The sequence below is a fragment of the Paracoccus sp. 228 genome, assembly GCF_000967825.1.
In the GTDB taxonomy this organism is placed as follows: domain Bacteria; phylum Pseudomonadota; class Alphaproteobacteria; order Rhodobacterales; family Rhodobacteraceae; genus Paracoccus; species Paracoccus marcusii.
Genome location: NZ_JYGY01000002.1, coordinates 585312 through 610951, shown reverse-complemented (window position 1 = coordinate 610951; position 25640 = coordinate 585312). Strand labels below are relative to the sequence as shown.

Here is a 25640-nt window from a genome sequence, read left to right as displayed (position 1 = left end):
CGCCCCCTGCCCGTCACGGATCGGGTTCGCCTTGTTCAAACGCCGCAAACCGCGCAGCTACGGCCAACTGGCCAGCCAGATGATCTATCCGCCGGGCGGCTGGCGGCGGGCCAGCGCCTATGTGGCCCACAGGCTGCGCCGCCTGCCCGACCAGCCGCATCGCATCGCGCGCGGGGTCGCGGCGGGGATCATGGTGAATTTCACGCCGCTGTTCGGGTTCCACTTCCTGTCGGCGGCAGCGGTGGCCTGGATCATCCGCGGCAACGTGCTGGCTGCGCTGTTGGCGACCTTCGTGGGCAATCCGGTGACCCTGCCCTTCATCGCGCTGATGTCGGTCAAGCTGGGCCGCGAGATCCTGGGCCAAGAGGGCGAGCTGACGCCCCAGTTCATCTTCCACGAATTCTCGAAGGCCACCGGAGAGCTGTGGCACAACCTCAGCGCCCTGTTCGGCCCGTCCGAGATGCACTGGTACAACCTCAGCGACTTTCTGGCGCAGGTATTCTGGCCCTACATGGTCGGCGGCGTCATCCTGGGGTCCATCGCGGGGGTCATCACGCATTACCTGACCGTCCCGATCTTCATCGCCTATCAGCGCCGCCGCGAGAAGAAGATGGCAGAGCGCATCGCCCGCGCCTCGGCCCGCGCGGCACAGCTGAAGGCGGATCGGGCCAGGGGCGGTCCGGGTCAGTAACCGCGGTCGCGGTCCACCAGATGCAGCAGCCGCCGTCCCGCCATCGCGCGACGCAGGTTCTGGGCGACGACGGGGGCGGCGGTCGCAGGGCGGGTCTCGGCGGCGATATGGGGCGTGACGGTGACCGCGGGATGGGCCCAGAACGGGTGGTCCTGGGGCAACGGTTCGGTGCGGAACACGTCCAGCACCGCGTGCCCCGGCCGCCCCCGGTCCAGCCCCTGCAACAGCGCCTCGTCATCGATCAGCGTGCCGCGTCCCGGATTGATCAGCCAGGCGCCGTCAGGCAGGCGCGACAGGTGGTCCGCATCCAGCAGCCCGCGGGTGGCGGGCGTGTCGGGCAGCAGGCAGACCAGGATCTGCGCGCGGGCCAGGGCCTGGTCCAGCTGCGCGATGGGCAGCACCGAAACCCCCGGCACCGCCCGCCCCGAGGCGCTGACCCCGGTGACCGGAAAGCCCAGGCCGGTCAGCATGGCGGCGGCGGCTTGTCCCAGTTCGCCCATGCCCAGGACGGTCACCGGGCGTTCGGCAGCCAGCGGCGGGATCTGCCCATTGCGCCAGATGCCGTCCTGGGCATAGCGGTCCATGCCCAGATGGGCGCGCATGGCCCATCCGGCGCAATATTCCGCCATCCCCTGGCGCAATCCAGGATCGACCATCCGCGCCAAGGGCTGGGTCAGCGTGGCGTTGCCCACGATGCGTTCGACCCCGGCCCACAGGCTCTGCACCAGCCGGACATTGGCGTAGGGCGCGAAATCGGTGATGTCGCCGCCCGGGGCATAGATGATCGCATCGAACGTGGCCGGATCGCCGTCGCGGTCCAGATGCATCTCGGGACAGGCCGCGCGCAGGGCCGGTGCCCATTCGGACCACGCATCGTCGCGGGCAGAGAACCGGACCCTCATCGGGGCCTGTGGACATGGGCGGATTGCACCAGACCAAATCCCAGCATCAGGATCATCAGCGACGTCCCCCCATAGCTGACCAGCGGCAGCGGCGACCCCTTGGCGGGCAGCAGGCCCATCACCGTCGCCATGTTGATCGAAAAGTACAGAAAGAAGGTCGCGCTGATGCCGATGGTGATCAGACTGGCAAAGCGGTCGCGGTTGCTGAGTGCGGAATACAGGCAGAAGCCCAGGATCAGCATGTACAGCACCAAAAGCGAGGACGCGCCGATAAAGCCGAACTCCTCGGACAGGACGGTGAAGATGAAGTCGGTGTGCTTTTCGGGCAGGAAGTTCAGCCGCGACTGCGTGCCCTGCATGAAGCCGCGCCCCGACAACCCGCCCGAACCAAGCGCGATCTGGCTCTGGATGATGTTGTAGCCAGCCCCCAACGGATCGGAGGTCGGGTCCAGGAAGGTGTCGATCCGGCGGAACTGATAGTCACGAAGCAGCTGCCAGTCTGTTCCGCGGCTGCGCATGACGGCCACGACCAGGCCCACCGCGGCTCCGATCACCGCCCCGAAATACCACAGCGACACACCCGCCGCGAACATCACGATCCCGCCCCCCGCGATCAGCATGATCGACGTGCCAAGATCCGGCTGCATCAGGACCAGCGCGGTCGGCGCCAGGATCAGCACCACCGGCACGATCACCCACAAGGGACGCGACACGCGGTTCAACGGCAGCCAGTCGTAGTAGGCCGCGAGCAGCAGGACCAGCGCGATCTTCATCAGTTCGGACGGCTGGATTCGGATCGGGCCGATGTCGATCCATCGCTGCGCGCCCATGCCGATGACCCCGAACAGGTCGACCGCGACCAGCATCAGGAAGCACGTCACATAGGCCGCGACAGAGATGCCGCGCCAGAACCACATGGGCACGAAGGCCAGCCCCAGCATGATCACCATGCCCACGGCAAACCGGATCATCTGCGGTTCCGCCCAGGTGTCCATGCGGCCGCCCGCGACCGAATACAGCATCAGGAACCCGATGCAGCACACGGCGGTGATCAGCAGGACCAGCGGCCAGTTGATGTACAGGACCTTGCGGAACCCCGTCGGAACCTGCGCCACCTGATAGTCGAGATAGGACATCGCCTTACGCCCTGCTGCGGCCGGGGCGCGGGGCCTCGGGCTGGTAAAGGTGCATGGCGTTGTGACGCTCCTCCAGCGCGGCCCGCTGATCCGAGGGCACGGCGTCCAGGGGCGGCAGCCCGCCGTTCAGGGCGAACAGCAGGATGTCGCGCGCAATGGGCGCGGCCACGGCCGATCCGCCGCCGCCATGTTCGACCACCACCGAGATCGCGTATTTCGGCGCGTCATAGGGGGCATAGGCCACGAACAGCGCATGGTCGCGCCGCGCCCAGGGCAGCTGATCGTTCGAGATGACGCCGCGGGCGCGTTCGGCGGCGGTGATGTTGCGGACCTGGCTGGTGCCGGTCTTGCCGGCCATGCGCCATTCCTCGCGGGTGATGCGGGCGCCGCGGGCGGTGCCGCGGGCGCTGTTCATCACCGCGTCCATGCCAAGCCGCGCGACGCGCAGCGATTCCGGGCTGATGTCCAGCGGCGGGTATTCGGGCGGCGCCTGCCGCACGCCGTCGACGGACCGGATCAGCTGGGGCCGAACCTCGCGGCCCGACGCGATGCGGGCGGTCATCACCGCCAGCTGCAGCGGCGACGCCAGCACGAAGCCCTGCCCGATCGAGGCGTTCAGGCTGTCGCCGATCTGCCAGGCCTGGCCGTGGCGGGCCATCTTCCATTCGCGGTTGGGGGCGATCCCTTCGGCCACCGCCGACATGGGCAGGTCGTGGCGCTGGCCCAGGCCAAGCTTGCGCGCCATGATCGCGATCCGGTCGATGCCCACCCGCTGCGCCAGTTCGTAGTAGTAGACGTCGCAGCTTTCCTCGAGGCTCTTGATCGCATCGACGGTGCCATGCCCGCCGCGCCGCCAGCAGTGGAACCGCCGGCCGCCCAGTTCGGTGTGGCCCGGACAATAGAACCGGGTGCCCGCGTCGATCACCCCGGCCTCCAACCCGGCCATCAGCGTGACCATCTTGAAGGTCGATCCGGGCGGATAGACGCCCTGCACCGTCTTGTCGGCCAGGGGGCGGTGGTCGTGATCCATCAGCGCGCGGTATTCGGGGCTGCTGATGCCGCGCACGAACTTGTTGGGATCGAAGCTGGGCGACGAACAGATCGTCAGCAACTCTCCGGTCTGGCAGTCGGTGATGACGGCGGCGGCGCTTTCGGTGCCCATCCGCTGCGCGGCATAGTTCTGCAAGGCGGCATCCAGCGTCAGCTGCAGCGTGGCCCCCTGTTCGCCCTGCTGGCGCGACAGCTGGCGCATCTCGCGGCCCTGGGCGTTGACCTCGACGCGGCGGGCGCCCGCCTTGCCGCGCAGGATCTCCTCCATGCGGCCCTCGACCCCGATCTTGCCCAGCTGAAAGTCCGGCAGCAGCAGGACCGGGTCAGGGTCCTCGATCCGCGACAGGTCGTAATCGCTGACGGGGCCGACATAGCCCATGACATGCGCGAAATCGCCCGCCCGCGGATAGGCGCGCGACAGCGCCGATTCGGGCGTGACGCCGGGCAGCGACGGGGCGTTGACCGCGATGGCGCTGAACTGCTCCCAGGTCAGGCGGTCGGCCAGCACGATGGGGGTGATGGCGCTGCGGCGGGAAAACTCGTCCATCAGCTCGGTCATGCGGGCGTCGGTCATGGGCACCAGCCGCGACAGGCGGCGCAGCACGGCCTGGACGTCGCCGCCCGCCTCCTCGCGCGTCAGGGTGACGCGATAGTTCTGTTCGTTCCCCGCGATGATGATCCCGTTGCGGTCCAGGATCAGCCCGCGCGACGGCGGCAGCAGCCGGATCTTGATCGAGTTGCCGTCCGCCAGAGTGCGGTATTCCTCGGCATGGTCCAGCTGCATCGACCGCATCTTCAGCGCCAGCGTGGTGACGGTGGCCACCTGGATGCCGGCCAGCATCAGCCCGCGCCGGGTGATCTGACGGGAGCTGTCCAGGATCTCGCGTTGGGACTTCTTCATGTCCTTGTCCTCATGTCGGATCGCCGCGGCCAAGGCGGCGCAGCCCGATCAGCCAGCGTGCCCCGAAGACGACCAGCGGATAGGCCGCCACCGTCGCCAGGAACTGCAGGATCACCTGCCCCAGGGCCGGCACCTCCAGCACGAACACGACCTGCACCAGGCGATAGCCCAGCATCATCAGCCCGATCAGCACGCCCACGCGAAACCATTCAACCATGAATGGCTGATCGCGCCAACGGGGCTCTCGCAGACGTGCGGCCTCGGACCCCAGCAGCACGATCGCGGTCCACAGGCCCAGGGGGCGCATCAGCAGCACGTCCTCGACCAGGATGGCCAGCACGATGACCGGCGCGGCCAGCTGGTCGGGGCGGCGCAGCACCCAGGCCAGGATCAGCGCCAGCGCCAGGTCGGGACCGGGCCAGCCCATGATGCCCGCCGACAGGGGCAGCAGCCGCACGAACAGCAGCGCCCAGACCGAGGCCAGAAACACCAGCGTTCCCACGACGAAGCTGCGGCTGGGCAGCTGGATCATGGCGTGGAACCCGGGTCCAGCGGATCGCTGGCCGCCGCCGCGTCGACCGGAGAGACCGGCAGCTGCGGCCCGATCAGCCCGCTGTCCTGGCCCAGGATGATGGCGGCGCTGTCGACCACCGCCTCGGCCGGATGCGACCGCAGCACGCGCAGGAACTCCAGGCGTTCGTAATCGGCCGCCATGCGCAGGCGCAGCCGCCCGTCGCTGCCCTGCGCGACCTGGCCCACCAGCACCCCGGCGGGAAAGACGCCCCCGTCGCCCGAGGTCACGACCCGGTCGCCGGGACGGACGTTGTCGGCCTGCTCGACGAATTCCAGCAGCGGCAGCGGCGTATTGTCGCCCGTCAGCAGCGCCCGTTCGCCGGTCGGCTGGACCGTCACCGGCAACCGCGACGACGGGTCCGTCAACAGTACGACGCGGCTGGTCCGGTTCCCGACGCCGGAAATGCGCCCGACCAGCCCCAGCCCGTCCATTGTGGCCCATCCCTCGATGATGCCGTCCTGGGCGCCGACGTTCAGCAGCACTGACTGGCGGAAGGCCGAACCGCTATCGACCATCACCACGCCCGTGACGCTGGTCAGGGCCGGGTCGATGCGGACGTTGTTCTGCGCCATCAGCTTGGAGTTCTCCTGCTCCAGCTGGACGGCGGCCTCGCGCCAGGCGGACATGCGCTGCAATTCGCGGCGCAATTCCTGGTTCTGCTCATAAATGCGCACATAGCTTTGAAAGCCCGCGACCATCTGGGTGACCTTGGTCACCGGGGCCACGGCCCATTCGAACCGCGGCACGATGCGGTCGATCATCGCCGTGCGCATCATCTCGGCCCGCGGGCTGTCGATGCGCCAGAACAGGAACACCGCCAGCAGCGCAAGCGCCAGCACCGCGATCAGGACGCGGCGCACGGGTGTGGCGAAATCGGTGCTCTTCTGCGCCATTCAGGCGCTCCCTGCCTGCGCGATCAGCTGTCGTAGTCGATGACGTGACGCAGCTGCTTTTCGAACTCCAGCGCCTTGCCGGTGCCCAGGGCCACGCAGCTCATCGGCTGGTCGGCCAGGCTGATCGACAGGCCGGTCTGCTCGCGCAGCGCCAGGTCCAGCTCGCCCAGCATGGCGCCGCCGCCGGTCAGCATCACGCCGCGGTCGACGATGTCGGCGGCCAGATCCGGGGGCGTCGCCTCCAGCGCGACCATCACGGCCTCGCAGATGGCCTGGACGGGCTCGGACAGCGCCTCGGCGACCATGGCCTGGCTGATCTCGATCTCCTTGGGGATGCCGTTCAGCAGGTCGCGGCCGCGCACCATCAGGGTCGCCCCGCGCCCGTCATCGGGCATGCGGGCGGTGCCGATGCTGGTCTTGATGCGTTCGGCGGTCGATTCCCCGATCAGCATGTTCTGGTTGCGGCGCAGATAGTTGATGATCGCCTCGTCCATGCGGTCGCCGCCGATGCGCACCGAGCGCGCATAGACCACGTCGCCCAGGGACAGGACCGCGACCTCGGTCGTGCCGCCACCGATGTCCACGACCATGCTGCCGGTGGGTTCGGTGATGGGCATGCCCGCGCCGATGGCCGCCGCGATCGGTTCGGCGATCAGGCCCGCCTTGCGCGCGCCCGCGGACAGGACCGACTGGCGGATGGCGCGTTTCTCGACCGGGGTCGCGCCGTGCGGGACGCAGACGATGATCTTGGGCTTGGAGAAGGTCGTGCGCTTGAACACCTTCTTGATGAAATGCTTGATCATCTGCTCGGCGCTGTCGAAATCGGCGATGACGCCCTCGCGCATCGGGCGGATGGCCTCGATCGAGCCGGGGGTGCGGCCCAGCATCAGCTTGGCGTCCTCTCCGACCGCCAGGACGACGCGCTTGCCGTCCTTGACGTGATAGGCCACGACCGAGGGCTCGTTCAGGATGATGCCCTTGCCCTTGACATAGATCAGCGTGTTCGCCGTCCCCAGGTCGATTGCGATGTCGGTCGAAAACAAACCGCCGAATGCCATGCCCGTATCCTTTTCCCGCCGGTTGGCCCGGCCTGCCCTGTTTTGATGGTGCGTGATCGCCCTGACGGACGTGGCCCCGTATAGAGCCGTGCGCCGCACCGGAAAAGCCCCGATGCGCGCATTGGGCCGACAGCGGCATTTCTCGCCGGGGTGGTGCCGGGGGGACACGATGCCCCCCGCGCGCGTCAGTGCGAATACATGCTGATCTGCTTGGCGTCAGTGTCGCGGCCGGTCATGGCGCGGCGCAGGATCAACCGGTTCAGCGCCCCCACATAGGCCTTGACCGAGGCCAGGATCGTGTCCGTATCGGCGGCCTGGCCGGTGACGATGCGGCCCTCCTCCTCCATGCGGACGCTGACGGTGGCCTGCGCATCGGTGCCCTCTGTCACGGCATGGACCTGGTACAGCTGCAGCCGCGCGTCGTGCGGAAAGATTTCCCGCACCGCATTGAAGCACGCATCGACCGGCCCGTCGCCGGTCGTCTCGGCCCGCTTCTCGACCCCGTCCACGATCATGGTCAGGGCGGCGGACTGGCCGTCGCTGCCGCAGACGACGCGCAGGTGCTTGACCTGCAGGTGATCCTCGGCCGTGTTGGCGGCAGCGTCCAGGACCAGGGCCACGATGTCGTCGTCATAGACCTCCTTCTTGCGGTCGGCCAAGGCCTTGAACCGCACGAAGATGTCCTTCAGCTGGTTGTCCCCGACCTCGTATCCCAGATCGGCCAGCTTGGCGCGCAGTGCGGCGCGGCCCGAATGCTTGCCCATGGCGATGTTGTTCTCGGTCAGGCCAATATCGGCAGGGCGCATGATCTCGAAGGTCTCGACGTTCTTCAGCACGCCGTCCTGGTGGATGCCAGATTCGTGCAGGAAGGCGTTCTTGCCGACGATGGCCTTGTTGAACTGCACCGGAAAGCCCGACACGGCCGCCACGCGACGCGAGATGCCCATGATCTTGGTCGTGTCGATGCCCGTGCGGAACGGCATGATGTCGTTGCGGACCCGCATCGCCATCACCACCTCCTCCAGCGCGGTGTTGCCGGCGCGTTCGCCAAGACCGTTGATCGTGCATTCGATCTGGCGGGCACCGGCCTCGACCGCGGCCAGGGCGTTGGCGGTCGCCATGCCCAGGTCGTTGTGGCAATGCGTGGCAAAGATGATCTGGTCCGCGCCGGGCACGCGCTCCAGCAGCATTGCGATCAGGGCGGCGCTTTCGCGCGGCGCGGTATAGCCCACCGTATCGGGGATGTTGATCGTGGTGGCGCCGGCCTTGATGGCGATCTCCACCACCCGGCACAGGTAATCATGCTCGGTCCGGGTGGCGTCCATGGGCGACCATTGCACGTTGTCGCACAGGTTGCGCGCATGGGTCACCGTCTGGTGGATGCGGTCCGCCATCTGGTCCATGTCCAGGTTCGGGATCGCCCGATGCAGCGGCGAGGTGCCGATGAAGGTGTGGATCCTCGGCTGGCGGGCATGCTTCACGGCCTCCCAGCAGCGGTCGATATCGGGCAGCTGGGCGCGGGCCAAGCCGCAGATCACGCTGTTCCTGGACTGTTTCGCGATCTCGGACACGGCGGCGAAATCGCCTTCCGAGGCGATGGGAAAGCCCGCCTCGATCACGTCCACGCCCATCTCGTCCAGCATGGCGGCGATTTCCATCTTTTCGGCATGGGACATGGTGGCGCCGGGCGACTGTTCGCCGTCGCGCAGCGTGGTGTCAAAGATCACGACGCGGTTCTGTTCGGTCATTGGCTTGGTCCTTCTTACGTGGTCCTGTGGGGTTTCCCGGGCGCTGACCTGTCTGAGCGGCGGCCCGGAAGACCCGCTCAGCGCAGCGTAAGAAGCAGCAGACCGCGAAGCTGCACGGCCAGACGCGCGCCGTGGGGCGCGGTGCGGGCGGTGGCGATGTGGCGCATCCGGGTCATGGCCGCGAATATGCCCCCCCGCGCGCATCTTGAAAACCCCTGATCGACACCGCCCGTCCGCAAGGCAGTTCCGACCTTTGCCATTGTAGCGACACATTTATGTCTGGCCCCGCCCGTCAAGCCTGCCTATCCTTTGATCACGACAACGAAAAACGACAACCAACAGATGAGGGCAACGAATGTCACGCAAGATCGTCGTCGGTTTCGACGGCAGCGATGCCTCGATCCGCGCCTTGGACTTTGCCATCTCGCGCGCGCAGGCGCAGGGCGACCACATCCTGATCGCGCATGTTCTGGAATGGTCGCCCTACAGCTTCCTGACGCCAAGCGAGGTCGAGGAACGACACCGCCGCCGCAAGGAGGAGCTGCAGCGCGCCGAAGCCGCCATCCTGACCCCCATGGTCAAGCGGGTCGAGGACGCGGGCATCCCCTGCGCGACCACGCTGCGATACGGCCACATCGCCGAAACGCTGTGCCGCATCGCCAAGGATGAGGGCGCGGCGATGATCTTCATCGGCCGGATGGGCGATTCGGGCTTTGCCTCGCGCATCTTCGGATCGGTCGCGGCGACGCTGGCGCAGGTCGCGCCGGTGCCCGTGGTCATCGTGCCGTGACCGGCCAACCAACAGGGACAAGAGCAATGAGAACACGCATCACAGCCGCGGCCCTCGCGGCACTGGCCGCAGGCCCCGCCGCGGCCCAGGGCATCGACGAGACCGTGAACCAGGTCTTTGCCAATTCCACGGGCTGGTTCGTCAGCCTGATCTTTTCCAACTTTCCCGGCACCAGCTTTCCCTGGATCGTCGCCTGGCTGGTGATCGCGGCGACGACCTTCACCATCTATTTCGGCGTGATCCAGCTGCGCGCCTTCGGCCATGCCATTGCGCTGGTCAGGGGCGACTATTCCGACCCGAACGACGCCGGAGAGGTCAGCCACTTTCAGGCGCTGACCACCGCCCTGTCGGGCACCGTGGGCCTGGGCAACATCGCGGGCGTCGCGGTGGCCGTCAGCATCGGCGGGCCGGGCGCCACGTTCTGGATGATCCTGGCGGGTCTTCTGGGCATGGCGGCCAAGTTCACCGAATGCACGCTTGGCGTCAAATACCGCAATGAATATGCGGACGGCACCGTGTCGGGCGGCCCGATGTACTACATGGTCAAGGGATTCGCCGAACGCGGCCTGCCCGGCGGGCGCATCCTGGCCGTGCTGTTCGCGATTTTCTGCATCCTGGGCAGCTTTGGCGGCGGGAACATGTTCCAGGCCAACCAGGCCCATGCCCAGCTGATCAACGTGGTGGGCGACTATCCCGGCTGGATCACCGGCGTGGTGATGGCGATCATCGTGTTCCTGGTCATCGTCGGCGGTCTGAAATCCATCGCCAGCGTGACCGAGAAGATCGTGCCCTTCATGGCCGCGCTCTACGTCGGGACGGCGCTGATCATCATTGCCATGAACTATGACATGATCGGCCAGGCGTTCTATCAGATCTTCGCGGGCGCCTTCACCAATGACGGCGTCGTGGGCGGGGCCATCGGTGCCCTGATCCAGGGCTTCCGCCGGGCCGCCTTCTCGAACGAGGCCGGCATCGGTTCCGCCGCGATCGCCCACAGCGCCGTGCGCACCAAGGAGCCGGTGACCGAGGGTTTCGTGTCGCTGCTGGAGCCGTTCATCGACACCGTCGTCATCTGCACCATGACCGCGCTGGTGATCATCATCACCGGGCAGCTGATCGCCGACCCCACGACCGGCATGTTCGTCCTGAACGAGGCGGGCGACCAGATCCGCACCGTGACCGGCAACACGGGCGTTGCCCTGACGTCGGATGCCTTCAGCAGCGCGTTCGGCTGGTTCCGCTATGTGCTGGTGCTGGCGGTGGTGCTGTTCGCCTTCTCGACCATGATCTCGTGGAGCTATTACGGGCTGAAGGCCTGGACCTTCCTCTTCGGAGAGGGCCAGACCAAGGAGCTGATCTTCAAGATCATCTTCTGCCTGTTCGTGGTCATCGGCGCCTCGGCCAGCCTGGGCCCGGTCATCGACTTCTCGGACGCGATGATCTTTGCGATGGCGATCCCCAACATCATCGCGCTGTACCTGCTGATGCCCGTCGTCAAGGCCGAGATGAACCGCTATCTGGGCCGCCTGAAATCCGGCGACATCCGCAAGTACGAATAACGCCCGCGACAGCGACGCGACCAGGGGGCGGGGAACCGCCCCCCTTTTCATTCGCGGTGGTCCGCGCGGACGATCTGTGCCAAACGGCGCCGGTCCGCGCAGGAGAACCCCGATGCCAAAGCCCCCCTTCGTCCATCCCGGAATGCGGTTGCCCTTCGCGCTGCTGGTGACCTGCTTCGCGGCCTGGGGGATCGCGGCGAACATGACCGACCCGCTGGTCCAGGTCTTTTCGCGCATCTTCTCGATGTCGACGCTGCAGGCGTCCTTCGTCCAGTTCGCTTATTACGGGGCCTATTTCCTGCTGGCCCTGCCCGCGGCCTTCATCAACCGGCGCTTCTCCTACAAGACCGGCATCCTGACGGGCCTGGGCTGCGCGGTGGCGGGCGCCTTCCTGTTCTATCCGGCGGCGCAGGCCATGACCTTCGGGTACTTTCTGGCCGCGCTATTCCTGCTTGCGGGGGGGCTGTCGATCCTAGAGACCTCGGCCAACCCCTTCGTCATCGCGATGGGCCCCGAGGGCAATGCCACGCGCCGCCTGAACCTGGCCCAAGCCTTCAACCCGGTCGGCACGAACATCGGCGTGTTCCTGGCCGCGACGCTGATCCTGCCGCGTCTAAACCCGGCAACCGACGCCGAACGCGCCGCCATGCCCGCCGCGACGCTGGAGCAGATCCAGCGCGCCGAACTGTCCGCGGTCATGACGCCCTATGTCGGGCTGGCCTTCGTGCTGCTGGTCATCTGGATCGCCATCGCCTTCCTGCGCATCCCGACCGACCGCGAATCCATCGCCCCCGACGCCGCCCGCGTTCAGTTCGCACCGACGCTGCGGCGGCTGCTGTCGAACCGGCATTACGTGTTCGGCGTGGTGGCGCAGTTCTTCAACGTGGCTGCCCAGACCTGCGTCTGGACCTTCACCATCCAGTACGTGATCGCCGCCATCGGCGGAACCGAGGCACAGGCCGGATGGTACCTGCAGGCCAGCCTGATCGTGTTCCTGATCGCCCGTTTCGTGATGGTTGGCGTGATGGGCGTGATCCGCCCCGCGGCGCTGCTGACGGTGATGGCCGTGGCGGGGACGGGCCTGTGCCTGTTCGCGGCGACCGGGCCGGGGCTGGCGGGCGTCTGGGCGGTGGTCGCCGTATCGGCCTGCCTGTCGCTGATGTTTCCCACCATCTACGGCATCGCGCTGCACGGCCTGGGCGATGACACCAAGTTCGGTGCGGCGGGTCTGGTCATGGCAATCCTGGGCGGTGCGACCGTGCCGCTGATCCATGGCGCGGTCATGGATTCCCACGGCGCGGCGCTGTCCTATGTGGTGCCGGGACTGTGCTTCCTGGTCGTCGCGGCCTTCGGGCTGTTCGACCTGCGCTCGACCCGCCATGCGGATGCTGCAACGCAGCATTGACCAGCCAGGCGGTTGCCTGCCGGGCTGATAGCGCCAACATAGGGGTCAGGATCTGCGAAAGGACCACCCCCATGCTTGCCTATTACGGACTGTATCTTGACGACGCCGGCCGGGCGATGGCGCGCCGTGCGCCGCGTCCCACTGCCGGGCTGTTCCTGCTGCCCCATCAGATCGGCGCATTGAACGCCACGCGCCACGGCGGAACCCTGCGTGCGCTGCTGCGGCGGCTGACCGGACGGCTGCGCGCGGCCTAAGGGCGGCGGCGGCGACGTACCGGGATCATCTGCTGCGCGCCACCGGCCACCAGCAGCCAGGCCGAGGTCAGGACAAGACCCCAGTTCGCCCAGCTTTCCGGGTGGAAGTCGACCACCGCGGCCCAGCCCGCGAACAGCACCCAAGCCAGCGCCACCGGCAACGAGATCGCCTGCCAGCGCTTGGTCCGGACGGGGTGGATGAACTTGATGTTGGTGAACATCGCGGCGCTCAACGCCGTGACGATCAGCAGGATGATGGTCCAGTGCGGCTTGACCGCGAACAGGATCAGGATGACCATGTTCCAGCAGCCGGGAAAGCCCGCGAAGGAATTGTCCCGCGTCTTCATCCGCGTGTCCGCGAAATAGACGACGCTGGTGAACACGATCACGATGATCGCGAACCAGCCCGTCCAGCCCGACAGCAGCCCCGACTGGAACAGCGCAAAGGCCGGGATGAACACATAGGTCAGATAGTCGATGATCAGGTCCATCAGCACGCCGTCATAGGCGGGCCAGTTCTTCTTGACGTCGTAACGTCGCGCCAGCGGGCCGTCGATGCCGTCGACGACGAAGGCCACCACCAGCCACAGGAACATCAGCGCCCAGTCCGCCTGCACGGCGGCCAGCATGGCCAGCATGGCCAGAACGGCCCCGGTGGCGGTCAAAAGATGGACGGAAAGGGCTTTGTGACGCATCTGCATGCGGTTTAATCGCAGGTTGAACCCCCCAACGCAACCGCACTTGCCCGGTCAGCGCAGGATCGGGGGGCCTTTCGGGCGCGGTGCCGGTTCCTCGGGCGCGGGGGGCGTCAGGTCGAACAGCAGTGCACCGGCCGGGGGCGGCGCGTCCGAAAAGCTGATGTCGACGCCGCCGGGCTGGGCGGGAAGGAACGCCAGCGCCTCGGCCAGGGCCTTGGCGATGGCCGGCTGGCGGTCGACGGGCGCGCCGGTGATGACCAGGAGATGCCCGGCACCGTCCCCCGACGCGCCGACCAGCGCCGCGCCTGCGACCAGTCCGCGCAGGTCGGCCAGCCGTTCGGCCAGCGGATCCGCCAAGGCCTGCGCCACCTGCGGGTCGGGCGCGGTCAGGCGCAGCCGGGCCTGGCCCTCCTGAGGGGCGGCGTCCAGCGCACCGGTCAGCCAATCCAGCATGCCGCTGTCCAGCAGCATCTCGGACGGGTGGCCGGGATTGACCAGCAACCCCGCGCCGTCTGCGTTTAGCAGTCCCGCCAGCACCCGCCCCGGCAGCGCCGCGTAAGCCACGGGATGGCCGAAGAAATCCGCCAGCCGATCCTCGGCATCGCAGGCCAGAGCGACGCGCGCCCCATCCAGATCGAAGATCTGCAATTCGACCTGGTCATGGACAGGCTCGCGCAGCAGGGCTACGGTCAGCTCGGTATCCGCCAGTCGCGACAGCATCCGCGCCCGCTGCGGCGCATCCGCGTCGTGGAACGGGACGGGGGCAAGATCATCCAGCGCGCTCATGGTCGGGCCTTTCCGAATTGGCTGGCCAAGCGGTAAAGCCCGCGCCGTGCCCACGCAAGCGTGATTGCCCATGCCCGGCCCCCCGCCCCATATTGTGCGCATGAAAAGACGCGCCCTGATCCTGACCGCCGCCGCCCTGCCCCTGCTGGCAGCCCCCCGCATCGCCCGCGCCAGCCTGGCCCCCCTGCTGTCGCAAGCCGGATCGATGCCGCCCCTGCGCGCCATCGCCCTGTGGCAGGACGACGGCGCACAGGGGGTGGAACTGGCGGCCCAAGGCTATCACGGCTTCACGCCGGACAGCCCGACGAACATCAAGTCGGCGTCGAAATCGGTGGTATCGGCGCTGGCGGGCATCGCCATCGGCCGCGGCCTGCTGGAGAGCGCGGATCAGCCCATCGCGCCGCTGCTGCGCAGCGACCTGCCCGCATCGGCCGACCCGCGGCTGGCGCGTGTCACCCTAGGCAACCTGCTGTCGATGCAGGCCGGGCTGGAACGCCAGTCGGGACAGAATTACGGCCGATGGGTCAGCAGCCCGAACTGGGTGCGCAGCGCGCTGGCCGCGCCCTTCGTCCAGGATCCCGGCACGCGGATGCAGTATTCGACCGCATCGACGCATCTGGTCGCGGCGATCCTGACCCGCGTCACCGGCCGCCCGCTGCTGGACGTCGCACGCGACTGGCTGTCGCCCATTTCCGGATTTCGCATCACCGGATGGGACCGCGATCCGCAGGGCATCTATCTGGGCGGCAACCAGATGGCGATGAGCACCCGGTCGCTGCTGGCCTTCGGTGCGACATACGCGCGGGGCGGTCGGGCGGGCGGGCGACAGGTCGTCCCCGCGGCCTGGATCGACGAAAGCTGGCGGCGCCGCACCTCCAGCATCTTCAGCGGTCAGGGATACGGCTATGGCTGGTTCCTGGGGCGGATGGCCGGGCGGGACGTGCGCTATGGCTGGGGCTATGGCGGGCAGATGGTCTATGTGTTCCCCGCGACGCGACGCCAGCCGGCGCTGTCCATCGCGATGACGTCGGACCCGGACCTGCCGTCGGGGCGCACCGGGCACCGCGACGACCTGCACCGTCTGGCGGAGCAGCTGGCCGGCGCGGTCTAGGCGACCGCACGCGGCCCGCGCCGTCAGTCGACGAAATCGCCGGCCTGGAAGTTGCCCAGGTTGCCCAGAAGCTGTCCGATGAACGAAATATCGGTCACGCTGCCGTCGGTCACGCGGCGCGACAGGCTGACCACGCGGCCGCGTTCCAGGCCAAAGGTTTCGACGTTGCTGACCACGCCGGTCGGCGCGAACGAGATGGCGACGACCTTGCGGTCGATCTCGCGCGGGGCGGCTGGGCCGAGGCGGCGCCAGCGCGATCCGACATAGTACCAGCCGGACCCCGTCAGCAGGCCCTGGGCCGACGGGCGACCGATCAGTCCGGGCAGTTCCTCCATCGTGGTCTGCCCCGGCACGACCTGCGCCAGCTCCAGATCGGGGGGGACGTATCCGTGGTTCCGTTCGATGGGTGCACAGGCGGCAAGCCCGAGGACAGCCAGAAACGCCAGTGTCATCAGGCTTCTGATGGCGGACATGGGCGGGTTCCCTCCTTGGGGCGGTTGACGCGGCCCGCCCTGCCTAGCAAACTCGGCCACCCTGCTCAAGAATATCAATCCTCGGGGTCACGCGCCCCGCGCCGCATCGACAAAGGCCCGACATGATCACCCCCGAATCGCATCCGCAGCGGCTGCGCGTCGCGCATCTGAACCCGAACGCGCCGACGACCTTTCACCTGCGCCCTGACGAAGGCGTGCGGGAGGCCCTGGCGGCCGAGCTGGGACTGGACGCACTGACGCGCCTGGACTTTCGCGGCACGCTGCGCGCGCATGGCACCGACAGCTGGCTGCTGACGGCGACGCTGGCCGCGCGGGTGACGCAACCCTGCGTCATCACGCTGAAGCCCGTGCGCACCGACATCTCGGAACCGGTCCGCATCCAGTTCTCTCCGCATGTCGCCGCCCCCGAGGGCGACGAGATCGAGATGCCGGACGAGACGCTGGAACCCCTGGGCAACTTCATCGATCTGACCGCGATCATGGTCGAGGCCCTGTCGCTGGCCCTGCCTGCGTATCCGCGGGCCGAGGGGGCAAGCCTGCCGCAGGTCGCGGCGGCCGACGACGATGCCGCCGGCGACACACGGCGTCCCTTTGCCGGGCTGGACAAGCTGCTGGGCGGCAAGGACGACGAATCCTGACCCGGGCTGCGTGGCCATCGGGCCACAGGCGGGCGCGAAATGCGCCCGAACCCGCCGCCGGGGGGCGCAATCGCGGCCCGTTCGCGGCAAAGGGGGGCCATGTGCGGTGCGTTTGCGGCCGTCCCCTGGCCTTCGGGGCTTGCGGGCGCGGCCGTCATGGCGTATCTGCGCGGTTCATTTACGAATTCAAATCTGGTGTGATCGCGTTCTGGCGCCGCACCCTGACAACCGAGGTGGTGACATGGCTGTCCCTCAGAATCGCGTAACCCGGTCCAAGCGCAACATGCGCCGTGCGCATGATGCGCTGGTCGCGGGCAACCCGAACGAATGCTCCAACTGCGGCGAGCTGAAGCGCCCGCATCACGTCTGCCCGTCCTGCGGCCACTACGCCGACCGCGAAGTGATCGCGAAGGCGAACGAGATCGACCTGGACGACGACGCGGCCTAATTCCGGCGCGCCCGTCCTGATGTCCGTCCCCTCCGCGAGCACGCCGACACCGCGCGTCCCCGATTCCGGGGGCAGCGTGGTGATATCGGTTGACGCCATGGGTGGCGACCGCGGCCCCGCCGTCGTCGTCGCAGGCATGGCCGAAAGCGCCGAGAAGAACCCCGAGATCCGCTTCATCGTCCATGGCGACGAGGCAGAGCTTGCGGGTCTGATCGCGCGCCGCAAGGTGCTGGCGGGTCGCTGCGACATCCGCCATGCCGCGGGCGTGGTGACGATGCATGACAAGCCCAGCCAAGTCCTGCGCAAGGGCGAGGGCACGTCGATGTGGTCCACGCTGGAATCGGTCAAGGCCGGAGAGGCGCAGGTCGCCGTGTCCTGCGGGAACACCGGCGCGCTGATGGCGCTGTCGATGCTGCGTCTGCGCAAGCTGCCGGGCGTGAACCGGCCGGCCATCGCCTGCCTGTGGCCGTCGCGCAACCCCCAAGGGTTCAACATCATGCTGGACGTGGGCGCGGACATCCGCGCCGATGCGCATGACCTGCTGCAATATGCCCTGATGGGGGCATCCTATGCGCGCAACGGCCTGGGCCTGCCCATGCCGCGCGTCGGCCTGCTGAACGTGGGCACCGAGGAACACAAGGGCCGCGCCGAACTGAAGCAGGCCCACGAGATGATCGAGCAGGCCGCCGCCGGCAGCTATACCTATGTCGGCTTCGTCGAGGGTGGCGATCTGCCGTCCGACCGCGTGGATGTGATCGTCACCGACGGATTCACCGGCAATGTCGCCTTGAAGACCGGGGAAGGCACGGCCAAGCTGGTCGGCGACTTCCTCAAGGACGCCTTCTCGAATTCGATCATGTCAAAATTTGCGGCCGTCCTGGCCATGAGCTCGCTCAAGCGCCTGCAGAAGCGGATCGACCCGCGCCGCGTGAACGGCGGCATCTTCCTGGGCCTAAACGGCACGGTCGTGAAATCGCACGGCTCCGCCGATGCGACCGGCGTGTCCGCAGCCATCAAGCTGGCCTTCACCCTGGCCAAATCGGGTTTCCAGGACCGCCTGGCCGCCCGTGTGGCCCAAGGTGCCGCGGCATCCGCCAGCGCCACCGATACAGGAGCATCGTCGTGACGCGTCGTTCGGTCATCTGCGGCACCGGGCATTACCTGCCCGAACGCATCGTCGAGAACAGCTGGTTCGAGGACAAGCTGGACACCACCGACGAATGGATCCGCTCTCGCACCGGGATCGAGCGTCGCCACTTCGCGGCCGAGGGCCAGACCACCAGCGACCTGGCCATCCGCGCCGCCAAGGCCGCGCTGGACCGCGCAGGCATGACCGCTGACGACATCGACGGTGTCGTGCTGGCGACCTCGACCCCCGACTTCACCTTTCCGGCCGTCGCGACCATGGTCCAGGCCGGTCTGGGGATGAAGCGCGGCTTTGCCTATGACGTGCAGGCCGTCTGCGCGGGCTTCGTCTTTGCGCTGGCCAATGCGGACGCGATGATTCGCGCGGGCCAGGCCGACCGCATCCTGGTGATCGGGGCCGAGACCTTCTCGCGGATCATGGACTGGACCGACCGCGGCACCTGCGTGCTGTTCGGCGACGGCGCCGGCGCGGTCGTCCTGCAGGCCGAGGACGGTGCGGGCACCAGCGATGACCGAGGCATCCTGGCCAGCGACCTGAACAGCGACGGCACCTATCGCGAGCTTCTGTATGTCGATGGCGGCGTGTCCTCCACCGGAACGGCAGGCCAGCTGCGGATGCAGGGCAACCTCGTCTTCCGCCACGCGGTCGAAAAGCTGGCCAAGACGGCGCATACCGCGCTGGACCGTGCCGGGCTGACGCCTGCCGACGTTGACTGGCTGGTCCCGCACCAGGCGAACATGCGCATCATCACCGCCACCGCGCAGAAGATGCAGCTGCCGCTGGACAAGGTCGTGCTGACCGTGGCCGATCACGGCAACACCTCGGCCGCGTCGATTCCGCTGGCCCTGTCCGTCGCCGACGGCCAGGGACGGTTCGCGCCGGGTCAGGTTCTGGTGACCGAGGCGATCGGCGGCGGTCTCAGCTGGGGCGCCGTCGTCCTGCGCTGGTAGGCTATTTCAACAACGCATCCTTGCTGGCGCGGCGGTTCATCCCGCCCGCGGGCCGTTTCGCGCGATCATGGTCCGACTGACAGGCCACGCACAGCTGCACCCCGGGCTGCGCGGCGCGGCGTGCCTCGGGGATCGGTTCGTCGCATTCCGCGCACACCCGTGCGCTGTCGCCCACCTGACGGCGCGACGCGGCCAGCCGGGCGCGGGCGATCGCTTCGGCCGTGCTGACATCGATCTGGTCGTTCACCGCGTCGTCGCGGGCCCATCCGCCTGCCATCCTGTCCTCCATCGCTATCCTGCGTCCTCAACAGATGGGAAGCATAGCGCCGGAATCAATCGCCCTACCCTGTCAAGGGCGTGCCGGCGCGTGACAAGTATCGGGCGGGGAACGATTTCCCCGCGGGCCTCGTTGACAGCCATGGGAATTCGAACCATCCTTCCCGCATTCAAGAGGATCAATCATGGGCGACAAGACCTTGACCCGGATGGACTTGGCCGAAGCGGTATTCCGTGACGTCGGCCTGTCCCGTCACGAATCGGCACAGCTGGTCGAAAGCGTGCTGGACCACATCTCGGACGCGCTGGTGCAGGGAGAGCAGGTCAAGATCTCGTCCTTCGGCACCTTTTCGGTGCGCGACAAGAACGAGCGGATCGGCCGCAATCCCAAGACCGGCGAGGAGGTGCCCATCACGCCCCGCCGCGTGCTGTCCTTCCGGCCCTCGCACCTGATGAAGGATCGCGTGGCAGCCGGAAACAAGCGATAGCCCCGGCCCGACCCCATGGCGAAAGGCGCAGAGGCATTCCGGTCGATCGGAGAGGTGGCGACCCTGATCGGCGTCGCGCCGCATGTCCTGCGCTATTGGGAAACCCAGTTCTCGGCGCTGAAGCCGATGAAGCGCCCCGACGGCAGACGCTACTATCGCCCCGCCGATGTCGAGATGGCAGCGGGCATCTGTGCCCTGCTGCGCGACGACGGGCTGACGATTCGCGGAGCGATTCGCCAGATCGCCACCGACCGCGGACAATCCGTCCGCAGGCGGGGCGCACAGCAGCTCTCTCCGCCGCGGGACACGGCACCCCCTGCCCCCGCACCCGCGCGCATCGCCGCTGTCAGCCCTCCGTCGCAACCGCCCGTCTGGCTGGCACGCCTCAGCGATATGGCGCGTCATCTGCAGCAGATTTCACCCGCCGATCGCCGCTGGCCGCGGGCCAAGCCTGCCGTCATGCGGCTGGCTCAGGCCATGTTGAGCCTGTCCTGATCCCCGCATGCGATTTGTCAAAGTTTTCCGCGCCCAGGCCCTTGTGCTGGCCTGCCGGATCGCTTTATAGCATGCGCGTCGGGCCGTGGCGCAGCCTGGTTAGCGCGTCCGTCTGGGGGGCGGAAGGCCGAGAGTTCGAATCTCTCCGGCCCGACCATTCCGAAAACGCCCATCCTTTTCCAAGGGTGGGCGTTTCCCTTATCCCCCACCCGCATCAGGGGCTTGCGACATGAATGGCGTTCTGCCTGACAGCGATATCCGCGATCTGATCGACCAGGGCGTCATCCGCGCCGATGCCCCCGTCACGTCCGAACAGATCCAGCCCGCCAGCCTTGACCTGCGGCTTGGCCGCACCGCCTATCGCCTGCGTGCCAGCTTTCTGGCCGGGCGCGGGCGGCGCATCGCAGAGCGGCTGGCCGATTTCCAGATGCACCAGATGGACCTGTCCGACGGCGCCGTGCTGGAACGCGGCTGCGTCTACCTGATCCCGCTGCAGGAGCGGATCGCACTGCCCGCGGGCATGTCGGCGGTCGCCAACGCCAAGTCATCGACCGGGCGGCTGGACCTGCTGACACGGTTGGTGACCGATGACGGCACCGAATTCGACCGCCTGCCCGAGGGTTACGACGGACCGCTTTACGCCGAGATCTGCCCGCGCAGCTTTTCGGTGCTGGTGCGGCCCGGCATGCGCCTGAACCAGCTGCGTCTGCGCCGGGGTCAGGCCGTCCTGTCGGACGCCGATCTGACCGCGCTGCATGCGGATCAGCCGCTGGTGGGCGGTGCGCCGGTGCTGATCGATCACGGCCTGGGCTTCTCGGTCGATCTGCGTCCTGCGCAGGGCGATCTGGTCGGCTATCGCGCCCGCCCGCATAGCGGGGTGATCGATCTGGACCGCATCGGCGCCTATCCCGTGGCCGAGTTCTGGGACGAGCTGCGCACGACCGAGGGCCGCCTGATCCTGGACCCCGGCGCCTTCTATATCCTGGTCAGCCGCGAATCGGTGGCGATCCCTGCCGACTACGCGGCCGAGATGGCGCCCTATCTGGCGATGGTGGGGGAATTCCGGGTCCATTACGCGGGCTTCTTCGATCCCGGCTTCGGTATCGGGGATGAGGGGCACGGGGCACGCGGCGTCCTCGAGGTGCGCTGCCACGAGGCGCCCTTCGTGCTGGAGCACGGCCAGACCGTCGGCCGCCTGGTCTATGAACGCATGGGCGCCCGCCCGCAGCGCCTTTACGGCGAGGGGATCCGGTCGAACTATCAGGGTCAGGGCCTGAAGCTGGCCAAGCAGTTCCGCTAAAGCGGCCCGGTCTGCCACAGGCGGACCTTCAACCCGCCGTGTGCCACGATCGGACCCGGTGCCTTCCACGGCAGGGCGGTGGCCTTGGCCAGTCCGGCCTCGGACGTGATCATGCCGATGCGCCATCCCTGGAACCGGTCGCGGAACACCGTGCCCATCTGGCCGTGCAGGCCGAACAGCGGACCCTTGTTGCCGATCCGGGTGCCATAGGGCGGGTTCACGATCACGATGCCCGGCGGGCCGTCGGGGCGCTGCAGGTCGGTCACCTGCCCGGCCTGGAACCGCGTCACCGCGGTCACGCCCGCACGGGCGGCATTCGCCTCGCTCATCCGGATCGCGCCGGGATCACGGTCGAAACCCAGGAACCGGAGGGACAGGTCGCGCAACGCGGGCGCAGCGTTCATCGTGGCGAATGCAGCTGCGTCGTAATTCGCAAATCGCTGGAATGCGAAGCCGCGGCTGCGGCCGGGCAGCAGGCCCAGGGCGATCTCGGCAGCCTCCAGCACGAATGTGCCTGATCCGCACATCGGGTCCAGCACCGGCTGGCTGCCGTCAAAGCCCATCTCGGCCAGGAACATCGCGGCCATGGTCTCGCGCATGGGGGCCTTGGCGACGGCCTCCTTATGGCCGCGCTTGTGCAGCGATTCGCCGGTCGTATCCAGGCTGAAGGTCACCAGGTCGTCCTCGATCCGCGCCTTGACGGTGATCGACGGGCCGCGATCCTCCGGCGTGGCCAGGGGGGCGCCCAGCTCCTCGGTAATGGCGCGTTCGATGCGCTGCGTCGCAGCGCCGGCATGATAGATCCGGGAGGCGCGGCAGATGCTCTCGACCCGCACGGGCAGGTCGCGGGGCAGCAGGTCCGCCCAAGGGAACTTTCGGGCGCGCTTGTCCAGCTGGGCCAGGTGCATGGCGCGGAACCCGCCGATGCGGGCCAGCACGCGCGTAGCACCGCGCAGCATCAGGTTGGCGCGCCAGACATCGGTCCAGCCGCCCGTGATGGTGACGCCGCCGGGCTGGATCACGCCGGTCCAGCCAAGAGTTTTTGCCTCGGCCGCCAGCGGCGCCTCGAGGCCGGGGGTGGCCACCAGAAAGATCTCGAAAGGGGTGTTGTCCATCGCGCAGCCCTAGCGCGCGTCGCGGGGAAAGCCCAGCCTCAGCGACGCGTCAGCCGCGACAGGGTCCGCATCTTGCGCGCCAGGTCCTGCATCTGCGCATCGCTGCGGCGCTTGCCCAACCCCGCCTTGCCGAACCCTGCCTTGCCGAAACCCGTCTTGCCGGACCCGGTCTTTCCACGCGACAGGGTGCCCAGCCCCCTGTTGATGCCCCAGGTCATTGCACGGCGCGCGACAAGGCGGGTGAACATGCTGATCAGCTGGTTGGCGTTCATCGCTTACTCGTCCTCGAACAACTCTTCGGGGTCGATATCGGGGTCCGCATCCCCGCCGACAAGGGGCAGGCCCAGACCATCGGCGGGCGGGCGCGATTCCAGCAACCCCGCCGCGCGCAGTTCCGCAAGCCCGGGCAGATCGCGCGCCGATTCCAGGCCGAAATGGTCCAGGAAACCCTCGGTCACGATATAGGTCGCGGGACGGCCGGGCGTCATGCGGCGGCGGCCGACACGCACCCATTCCATCTCGATCAGCTGGTCCAGCGTGCCACGGCTGAGGGCAACGCCGCGCACCTCCTCGATCTCGGTCCGGGTGACCGGCTGATGATAGGCGATGATCGCCAAGGTCTCGATGGCGGCGCGCGACAGGCGGCGGGTGTCCACCGTCTCGGTCTGCATCAGGAACGACAGGTCGGGCGCGGTCCGAAAGGCATAGGCGTCGCCGATGCGTTCCAAGACCACGCCGCGCCCCTGATAGGTCGCGCGCAGCCGGGCCACCGCCGCGGCCGGGTCGCAGCCCTGCGGCATCCGCGCGGCCAGATCGCGCAGGCTCATCGGCTGCACGGCTGCGAACAGGATCGCCTCGACCATGCGGGCCTGTTCGTCCAGCGCCGGAGAGGTGGGGTCAGCTGTGGTTGTCATGGGACTTTTGCCGGTAATGGATGGGCGCGAAGGTCTGCGCCTGCCGTATCTCCAGCCGGCCCTGGCGCGCAAGCTCCAGCGAGGCGGCAAAGGTCGCGGCGGTGGCGCTGCGCCGCCGCTTTGGGTCGTCCGACCAGCCGTCGGGCAGGAACACCGACAGGTCGGTCCACTGGCCGGTGAACCCGATCATCCGCCGCAACCGGTCCAGCGCCTGTTCCATGGTGAAGATGTCATGCCGGTCGAACGCATAGGGGCGGAACTCGTCGCGCGTCTTGAGCCGGGCATAGGCGCGCATCAGGTCGATCAGCCCTGCCTGCCATTGGGTGCGGCGGGTGCGCGCGACGGTTTCGGGGGCGCCGCGGGCGAAGCGCGACAGGCCAAGCCGGTCGCGGCCCATCAGCTGCGCCGCCGCCTGCCGCATCGCGGCCAGACGCTCCAGCTGGAAGGCCAGATGGGCGGCCATGTCCTGGGCCGAGGGACCTTCGGCTTCGGGGTCGGGGGGCAGCAGCAGGCGGGATTTCAGGAAGGCCAGCCAGGCGGCCATGACCAGGTAGTCGGCCGCAAGCTCGATCCGCAGGGCGCGGGCCTTCTCGACAAAGGCCAGGTACTGTTCGGCCAGGTCCAGCACCCGGATCTTGAGCAGATCCACCTTTTGCGTGCGCGCCAGCGTCAGCAGCAGGTCCAGCGGCCCCTCATAGCCGTCGACATCGACGATCAGCGCCTCGTCCGCGCGCCGCTGCGCGACATCGGCATCGGCGACGGGCTGAAGATAGGGAACCTGTCTGGCCACAAAGCCTCCTTGGCACGGGCGCAAAGGGTCATGCCCCCGCGCCTGCCTGTCAAGCGCTCAGCACCCGCCACTGATCGGTCAGGGCGGCGATGTCGGCCTGTGCCGGCGTCTGTCTGCGGGCCAAGGCGGCATCGGCGCGGCGCATGGCGTCGCGCGTCATCGGACCGGCGGCCTCGACCACAGGCGCCATCTGGTCGATCGTGCCGTTGCAATGCAGCACCAGATCGCAGCCCGCCGCGATGGATGCGGCCGCGCGTTCGGCCTGCGTCCCCGACAACGCGTTCATCGTGATGTCGTCCGTCATCAGCAGGCCGTCGAATCCGATCCGGTCGCGGATCAGCCCGATCATCCGGCGCGAAGCCGTGGCGGGCCCGTCATCCAGCGCCGGAAAGCGGATATGCGCGGTCATGCCCATCGGCAGATCGTTCAGCGCCCGGAACGGCGCGAAATCGACCGCGTCCAGTTCGGCCTCGGTCGCGTCGACCACGGGCAGGCCGTGATGGCTGTCGACCTGTGCGCGGCCATGGCCGGGCATGTGCTTGACCACCGGCAGAACGCCCGCGGCCAGCAACCCGTCCGCCGCCGCGCGGCCTAGTTCGGCCACGCGGTCAGGGTCGGTGCCCAGGCAGCGGTTGCGCAGGAAGGGATGTGTGCCGTCCTGCGCCACGTCCAACGTGGGGGCGCAGTTCGAATCGATGCCCACGGCCCGCAATTCCTGACCGATCAGGTGATAGTACAGCCACATCGCCTGCGGTCCCGCCCGCGCTTGGTCCAGCGGCGCCGGCCAGTCGGTCCAATGGGGCGCGCGCATGCGCTGCACGCGGCCGCCCTCCTGGTCGATGGTGATCACGCAGTCGCGGCCCACGGCCTCGCGCAGCTGCGCGGTCAGGCGGCGCAGCTGATCGGGCGAGTCGACATTGCGTCCGAACAGGATGAAGCCCCAGGGGTCGGCCTCGCGAAAGAACGCGGCCTCGTCCGGCGTCAGGGACAGACCGCCGACGCCACCCAGAATGGTTGCGTTCTGCACGG

Annotated in this window: 29 protein-coding genes and 1 tRNA gene; 14 read left to right on the top strand and 16 right to left on the bottom strand. The window is 68.0% G+C overall.

Going from position 1 to position 25640, the window contains the following annotated elements; all coding sequences use genetic code 11:
• The first annotated feature begins 31 nt into the window (after positions 1–31).
• Positions 32–691: a DUF2062 domain-containing protein gene (locus SY26_RS08300; protein WP_052715197.1), complete on the top strand. Its 660-nt coding sequence runs from the start codon at positions 32–34 to the stop codon at positions 689–691.
• Here the strand turns inward: SY26_RS08300 and SY26_RS08295 are convergent.
• The 7 genes from SY26_RS08295 to SY26_RS08265 all read right to left on the bottom strand — a co-directional run bounded on the left by SY26_RS08295 (position 685) and on the right by SY26_RS08265 (position 8953).
• A complete protein-coding gene (locus tag SY26_RS08295) occupies positions 685–1593 on the bottom strand; it encodes a glyoxylate/hydroxypyruvate reductase A (protein ID WP_046000076.1) in 909 nt (302 codons plus the stop codon). The genes SY26_RS08300 and SY26_RS08295 overlap by 7 nt on opposite strands.
• Positions 1590–2729, bottom strand: a complete 1140-nt coding sequence (gene rodA / locus SY26_RS08290; protein WP_046000075.1) for a rod shape-determining protein RodA — start codon at positions 2727–2729, stop codon at positions 1590–1592. The genes SY26_RS08295 and rodA overlap by 4 nt, the downstream gene beginning before the upstream one ends.
• 4 nt (positions 2730–2733) lie before the next feature.
• On the bottom strand, positions 2734–4680 hold the full coding sequence (gene mrdA, locus SY26_RS08285; protein ID WP_046000074.1) for a penicillin-binding protein 2: 1947 nt from the start codon (positions 4678–4680) through the stop codon (positions 2734–2736).
• Positions 4681–4690: 10 nt separating this feature from the next.
• Positions 4691–5212, bottom strand: coding sequence for a hypothetical protein (locus tag SY26_RS08280; RefSeq protein ID WP_052715196.1), 522 nt, complete (start codon positions 5210–5212; stop codon positions 4691–4693).
• Entirely contained in the window at positions 5209–6147 is a 939-nt protein-coding gene (gene mreC / locus SY26_RS08275) for a rod shape-determining protein MreC (protein WP_046000073.1), read from the bottom strand. The genes SY26_RS08280 and mreC overlap by 4 nt, the downstream gene beginning before the upstream one ends.
• A 23-nt stretch (positions 6148–6170) precedes the next feature.
• Positions 6171–7205 (bottom strand): rod shape-determining protein, encoded by a 1035-nt coding sequence (locus SY26_RS08270; RefSeq protein ID WP_045982734.1) that lies wholly within the window; start codon positions 7203–7205, stop codon positions 6171–6173.
• Between the two features lie 185 nt (positions 7206–7390).
• Entirely contained in the window at positions 7391–8953 is a 1563-nt protein-coding gene (locus SY26_RS08265; protein WP_046000072.1) for a 2-isopropylmalate synthase, read from the bottom strand.
• A gap of 355 nt (positions 8954–9308) precedes the next feature.
• Between SY26_RS08265 and SY26_RS08260 the strand changes: the two genes are divergently transcribed.
• The 4 genes from SY26_RS08260 (at position 9309) to SY26_RS08245 (ending at position 12961) form a co-directional block, all read left to right on the top strand.
• Positions 9309–9743: a universal stress protein gene (locus SY26_RS08260; protein WP_045982732.1), complete on the top strand. Its 435-nt coding sequence runs from the start codon at positions 9309–9311 to the stop codon at positions 9741–9743.
• A 26-nt stretch (positions 9744–9769) separates the two neighbouring features.
• Positions 9770–11302 carry a sodium:alanine symporter family protein gene (locus SY26_RS08255; RefSeq protein WP_046000071.1) on the top strand — a complete coding sequence of 511 codons (1533 nt, stop codon included), beginning with the start codon at positions 9770–9772 and terminating at the stop codon, positions 11300–11302.
• A 112-nt stretch (positions 11303–11414) separates the two neighbouring features.
• Positions 11415–12707 (top strand): L-fucose:H+ symporter permease, encoded by a 1293-nt coding sequence (gene fucP / locus SY26_RS08250; RefSeq protein WP_046000070.1) that lies wholly within the window; start codon positions 11415–11417, stop codon positions 12705–12707.
• Positions 12708–12778: 71 nt separating this feature from the next.
• Positions 12779–12961, top strand: coding sequence for a hypothetical protein (locus SY26_RS08245; RefSeq protein ID WP_046000069.1), 183 nt, complete (start codon positions 12779–12781; stop codon positions 12959–12961).
• Here the strand turns inward: SY26_RS08245 and SY26_RS08240 are convergent.
• Entirely contained in the window at positions 12958–13662 is a 705-nt protein-coding gene (locus SY26_RS08240; protein ID WP_046000068.1) for a phosphatidylcholine/phosphatidylserine synthase, read from the bottom strand. The genes SY26_RS08245 and SY26_RS08240 overlap by 4 nt on opposite strands.
• Positions 13663–13710: 48 nt before the next feature.
• Positions 13711–14445: an SseB family protein gene (locus tag SY26_RS08235; RefSeq protein ID WP_046000067.1), complete on the bottom strand. Its 735-nt coding sequence runs from the start codon at positions 14443–14445 to the stop codon at positions 13711–13713.
• Between the two features lie 100 nt (positions 14446–14545).
• Between SY26_RS08235 and SY26_RS08230 the strand changes: the two genes are divergently transcribed.
• A complete protein-coding gene (locus SY26_RS08230; protein WP_046000066.1) occupies positions 14546–15556 on the top strand; it encodes a serine hydrolase in 1011 nt (336 codons plus the stop codon).
• Positions 15557–15579: 23 nt separating this feature from the next.
• On the opposite strand, the gene SY26_RS08225 is transcribed toward SY26_RS08230, so the two are convergent.
• A complete protein-coding gene (locus SY26_RS08225) occupies positions 15580–16029 on the bottom strand; it encodes an outer membrane protein assembly factor BamE (protein WP_045982726.1) in 450 nt (149 codons plus the stop codon).
• Positions 16030–16151: 122 nt separating this feature from the next.
• Between SY26_RS08225 and SY26_RS08220 the strand changes: the two genes are divergently transcribed.
• From SY26_RS08220 to SY26_RS08205, 4 genes are all read left to right on the top strand, one after another.
• The gene (locus tag SY26_RS08220) at positions 16152–16688 is read left to right on the top strand and encodes a DUF177 domain-containing protein (protein ID WP_046000065.1); all 537 of its coding nucleotides are present in this window, start codon (positions 16152–16154) and stop codon (positions 16686–16688) included.
• A 241-nt stretch (positions 16689–16929) separates the two neighbouring features.
• Positions 16930–17136: a 50S ribosomal protein L32 gene (gene rpmF, locus SY26_RS08215; protein WP_042251337.1), complete on the top strand. Its 207-nt coding sequence runs from the start codon at positions 16930–16932 to the stop codon at positions 17134–17136.
• 19 nt (positions 17137–17155) lie between these two features.
• Entirely contained in the window at positions 17156–18262 is a 1107-nt protein-coding gene (gene plsX / locus SY26_RS08210; protein WP_046000064.1) for a phosphate acyltransferase PlsX, read from the top strand.
• Positions 18259–19233 (top strand): beta-ketoacyl-ACP synthase III, encoded by a 975-nt coding sequence (locus SY26_RS08205; protein ID WP_045982723.1) that lies wholly within the window; start codon positions 18259–18261, stop codon positions 19231–19233. The genes plsX and SY26_RS08205 overlap by 4 nt, the downstream gene beginning before the upstream one ends.
• Position 19234: 1 nt before the next feature.
• On the opposite strand, the gene SY26_RS08200 is transcribed toward SY26_RS08205, so the two are convergent.
• On the bottom strand, positions 19235–19510 hold the full coding sequence (locus tag SY26_RS08200) for a DksA/TraR family C4-type zinc finger protein (RefSeq protein ID WP_046000345.1): 276 nt from the start codon (positions 19508–19510) through the stop codon (positions 19235–19237).
• A gap of 184 nt (positions 19511–19694) precedes the next feature.
• Here SY26_RS08200 and ihfA point away from each other — a divergent pair, with 184 nt between their 5' ends.
• From ihfA to SY26_RS08180, 4 genes are all read left to right on the top strand, one after another.
• The gene (gene ihfA, locus SY26_RS08195; RefSeq protein WP_042251331.1) at positions 19695–19997 is read left to right on the top strand and encodes an integration host factor subunit alpha; all 303 of its coding nucleotides are present in this window, start codon (positions 19695–19697) and stop codon (positions 19995–19997) included.
• Between the two features lie 15 nt (positions 19998–20012).
• Complete coding sequence (locus SY26_RS19890; RefSeq protein WP_052715195.1) at positions 20013–20492, top strand: MerR family transcriptional regulator; 480 nt, start codon at positions 20013–20015, stop codon at positions 20490–20492.
• A gap of 79 nt (positions 20493–20571) precedes the next feature.
• Positions 20572–20649 (top strand) — tRNA-Pro (locus tag SY26_RS08185).
• A gap of 72 nt (positions 20650–20721) precedes the next feature.
• Positions 20722–21792: a 2'-deoxycytidine 5'-triphosphate deaminase gene (locus tag SY26_RS08180; RefSeq protein ID WP_046000063.1), complete on the top strand. Its 1071-nt coding sequence runs from the start codon at positions 20722–20724 to the stop codon at positions 21790–21792.
• On the opposite strand, the gene SY26_RS08175 is transcribed toward SY26_RS08180, so the two are convergent.
• The 5 genes from SY26_RS08175 to SY26_RS08155 are packed head-to-tail and all read right to left on the bottom strand — an operon-like array spanning position 21789 to position 25638.
• The gene (locus SY26_RS08175; RefSeq protein WP_046000062.1) at positions 21789–22907 is read right to left on the bottom strand and encodes a class I SAM-dependent RNA methyltransferase; all 1119 of its coding nucleotides are present in this window, start codon (positions 22905–22907) and stop codon (positions 21789–21791) included. The two genes, SY26_RS08180 and SY26_RS08175, sit on opposite strands and share 4 nt — an antisense overlap.
• Before the next feature lie 38 nt (positions 22908–22945).
• Positions 22946–23179 (bottom strand): hypothetical protein, encoded by a 234-nt coding sequence (locus tag SY26_RS08170; protein ID WP_046000061.1) that lies wholly within the window; start codon positions 23177–23179, stop codon positions 22946–22948.
• A 3-nt stretch (positions 23180–23182) separates the two neighbouring features.
• Entirely contained in the window at positions 23183–23821 is a 639-nt protein-coding gene (gene scpB, locus SY26_RS08165) for an SMC-Scp complex subunit ScpB (protein WP_046000060.1), read from the bottom strand.
• Positions 23805–24611: a ScpA family protein gene (locus tag SY26_RS08160; RefSeq protein WP_046000059.1), complete on the bottom strand. Its 807-nt coding sequence runs from the start codon at positions 24609–24611 to the stop codon at positions 23805–23807. Before SY26_RS08160 ends, scpB begins: the two co-directional genes overlap by 17 nt.
• A 49-nt stretch (positions 24612–24660) precedes the next feature.
• The gene (locus SY26_RS08155) at positions 24661–25638 is read right to left on the bottom strand and encodes a glycoside hydrolase family 3 protein (protein WP_046000343.1); all 978 of its coding nucleotides are present in this window, start codon (positions 25636–25638) and stop codon (positions 24661–24663) included.
• Positions 25639–25640: the final 2 nt, after the last annotated feature.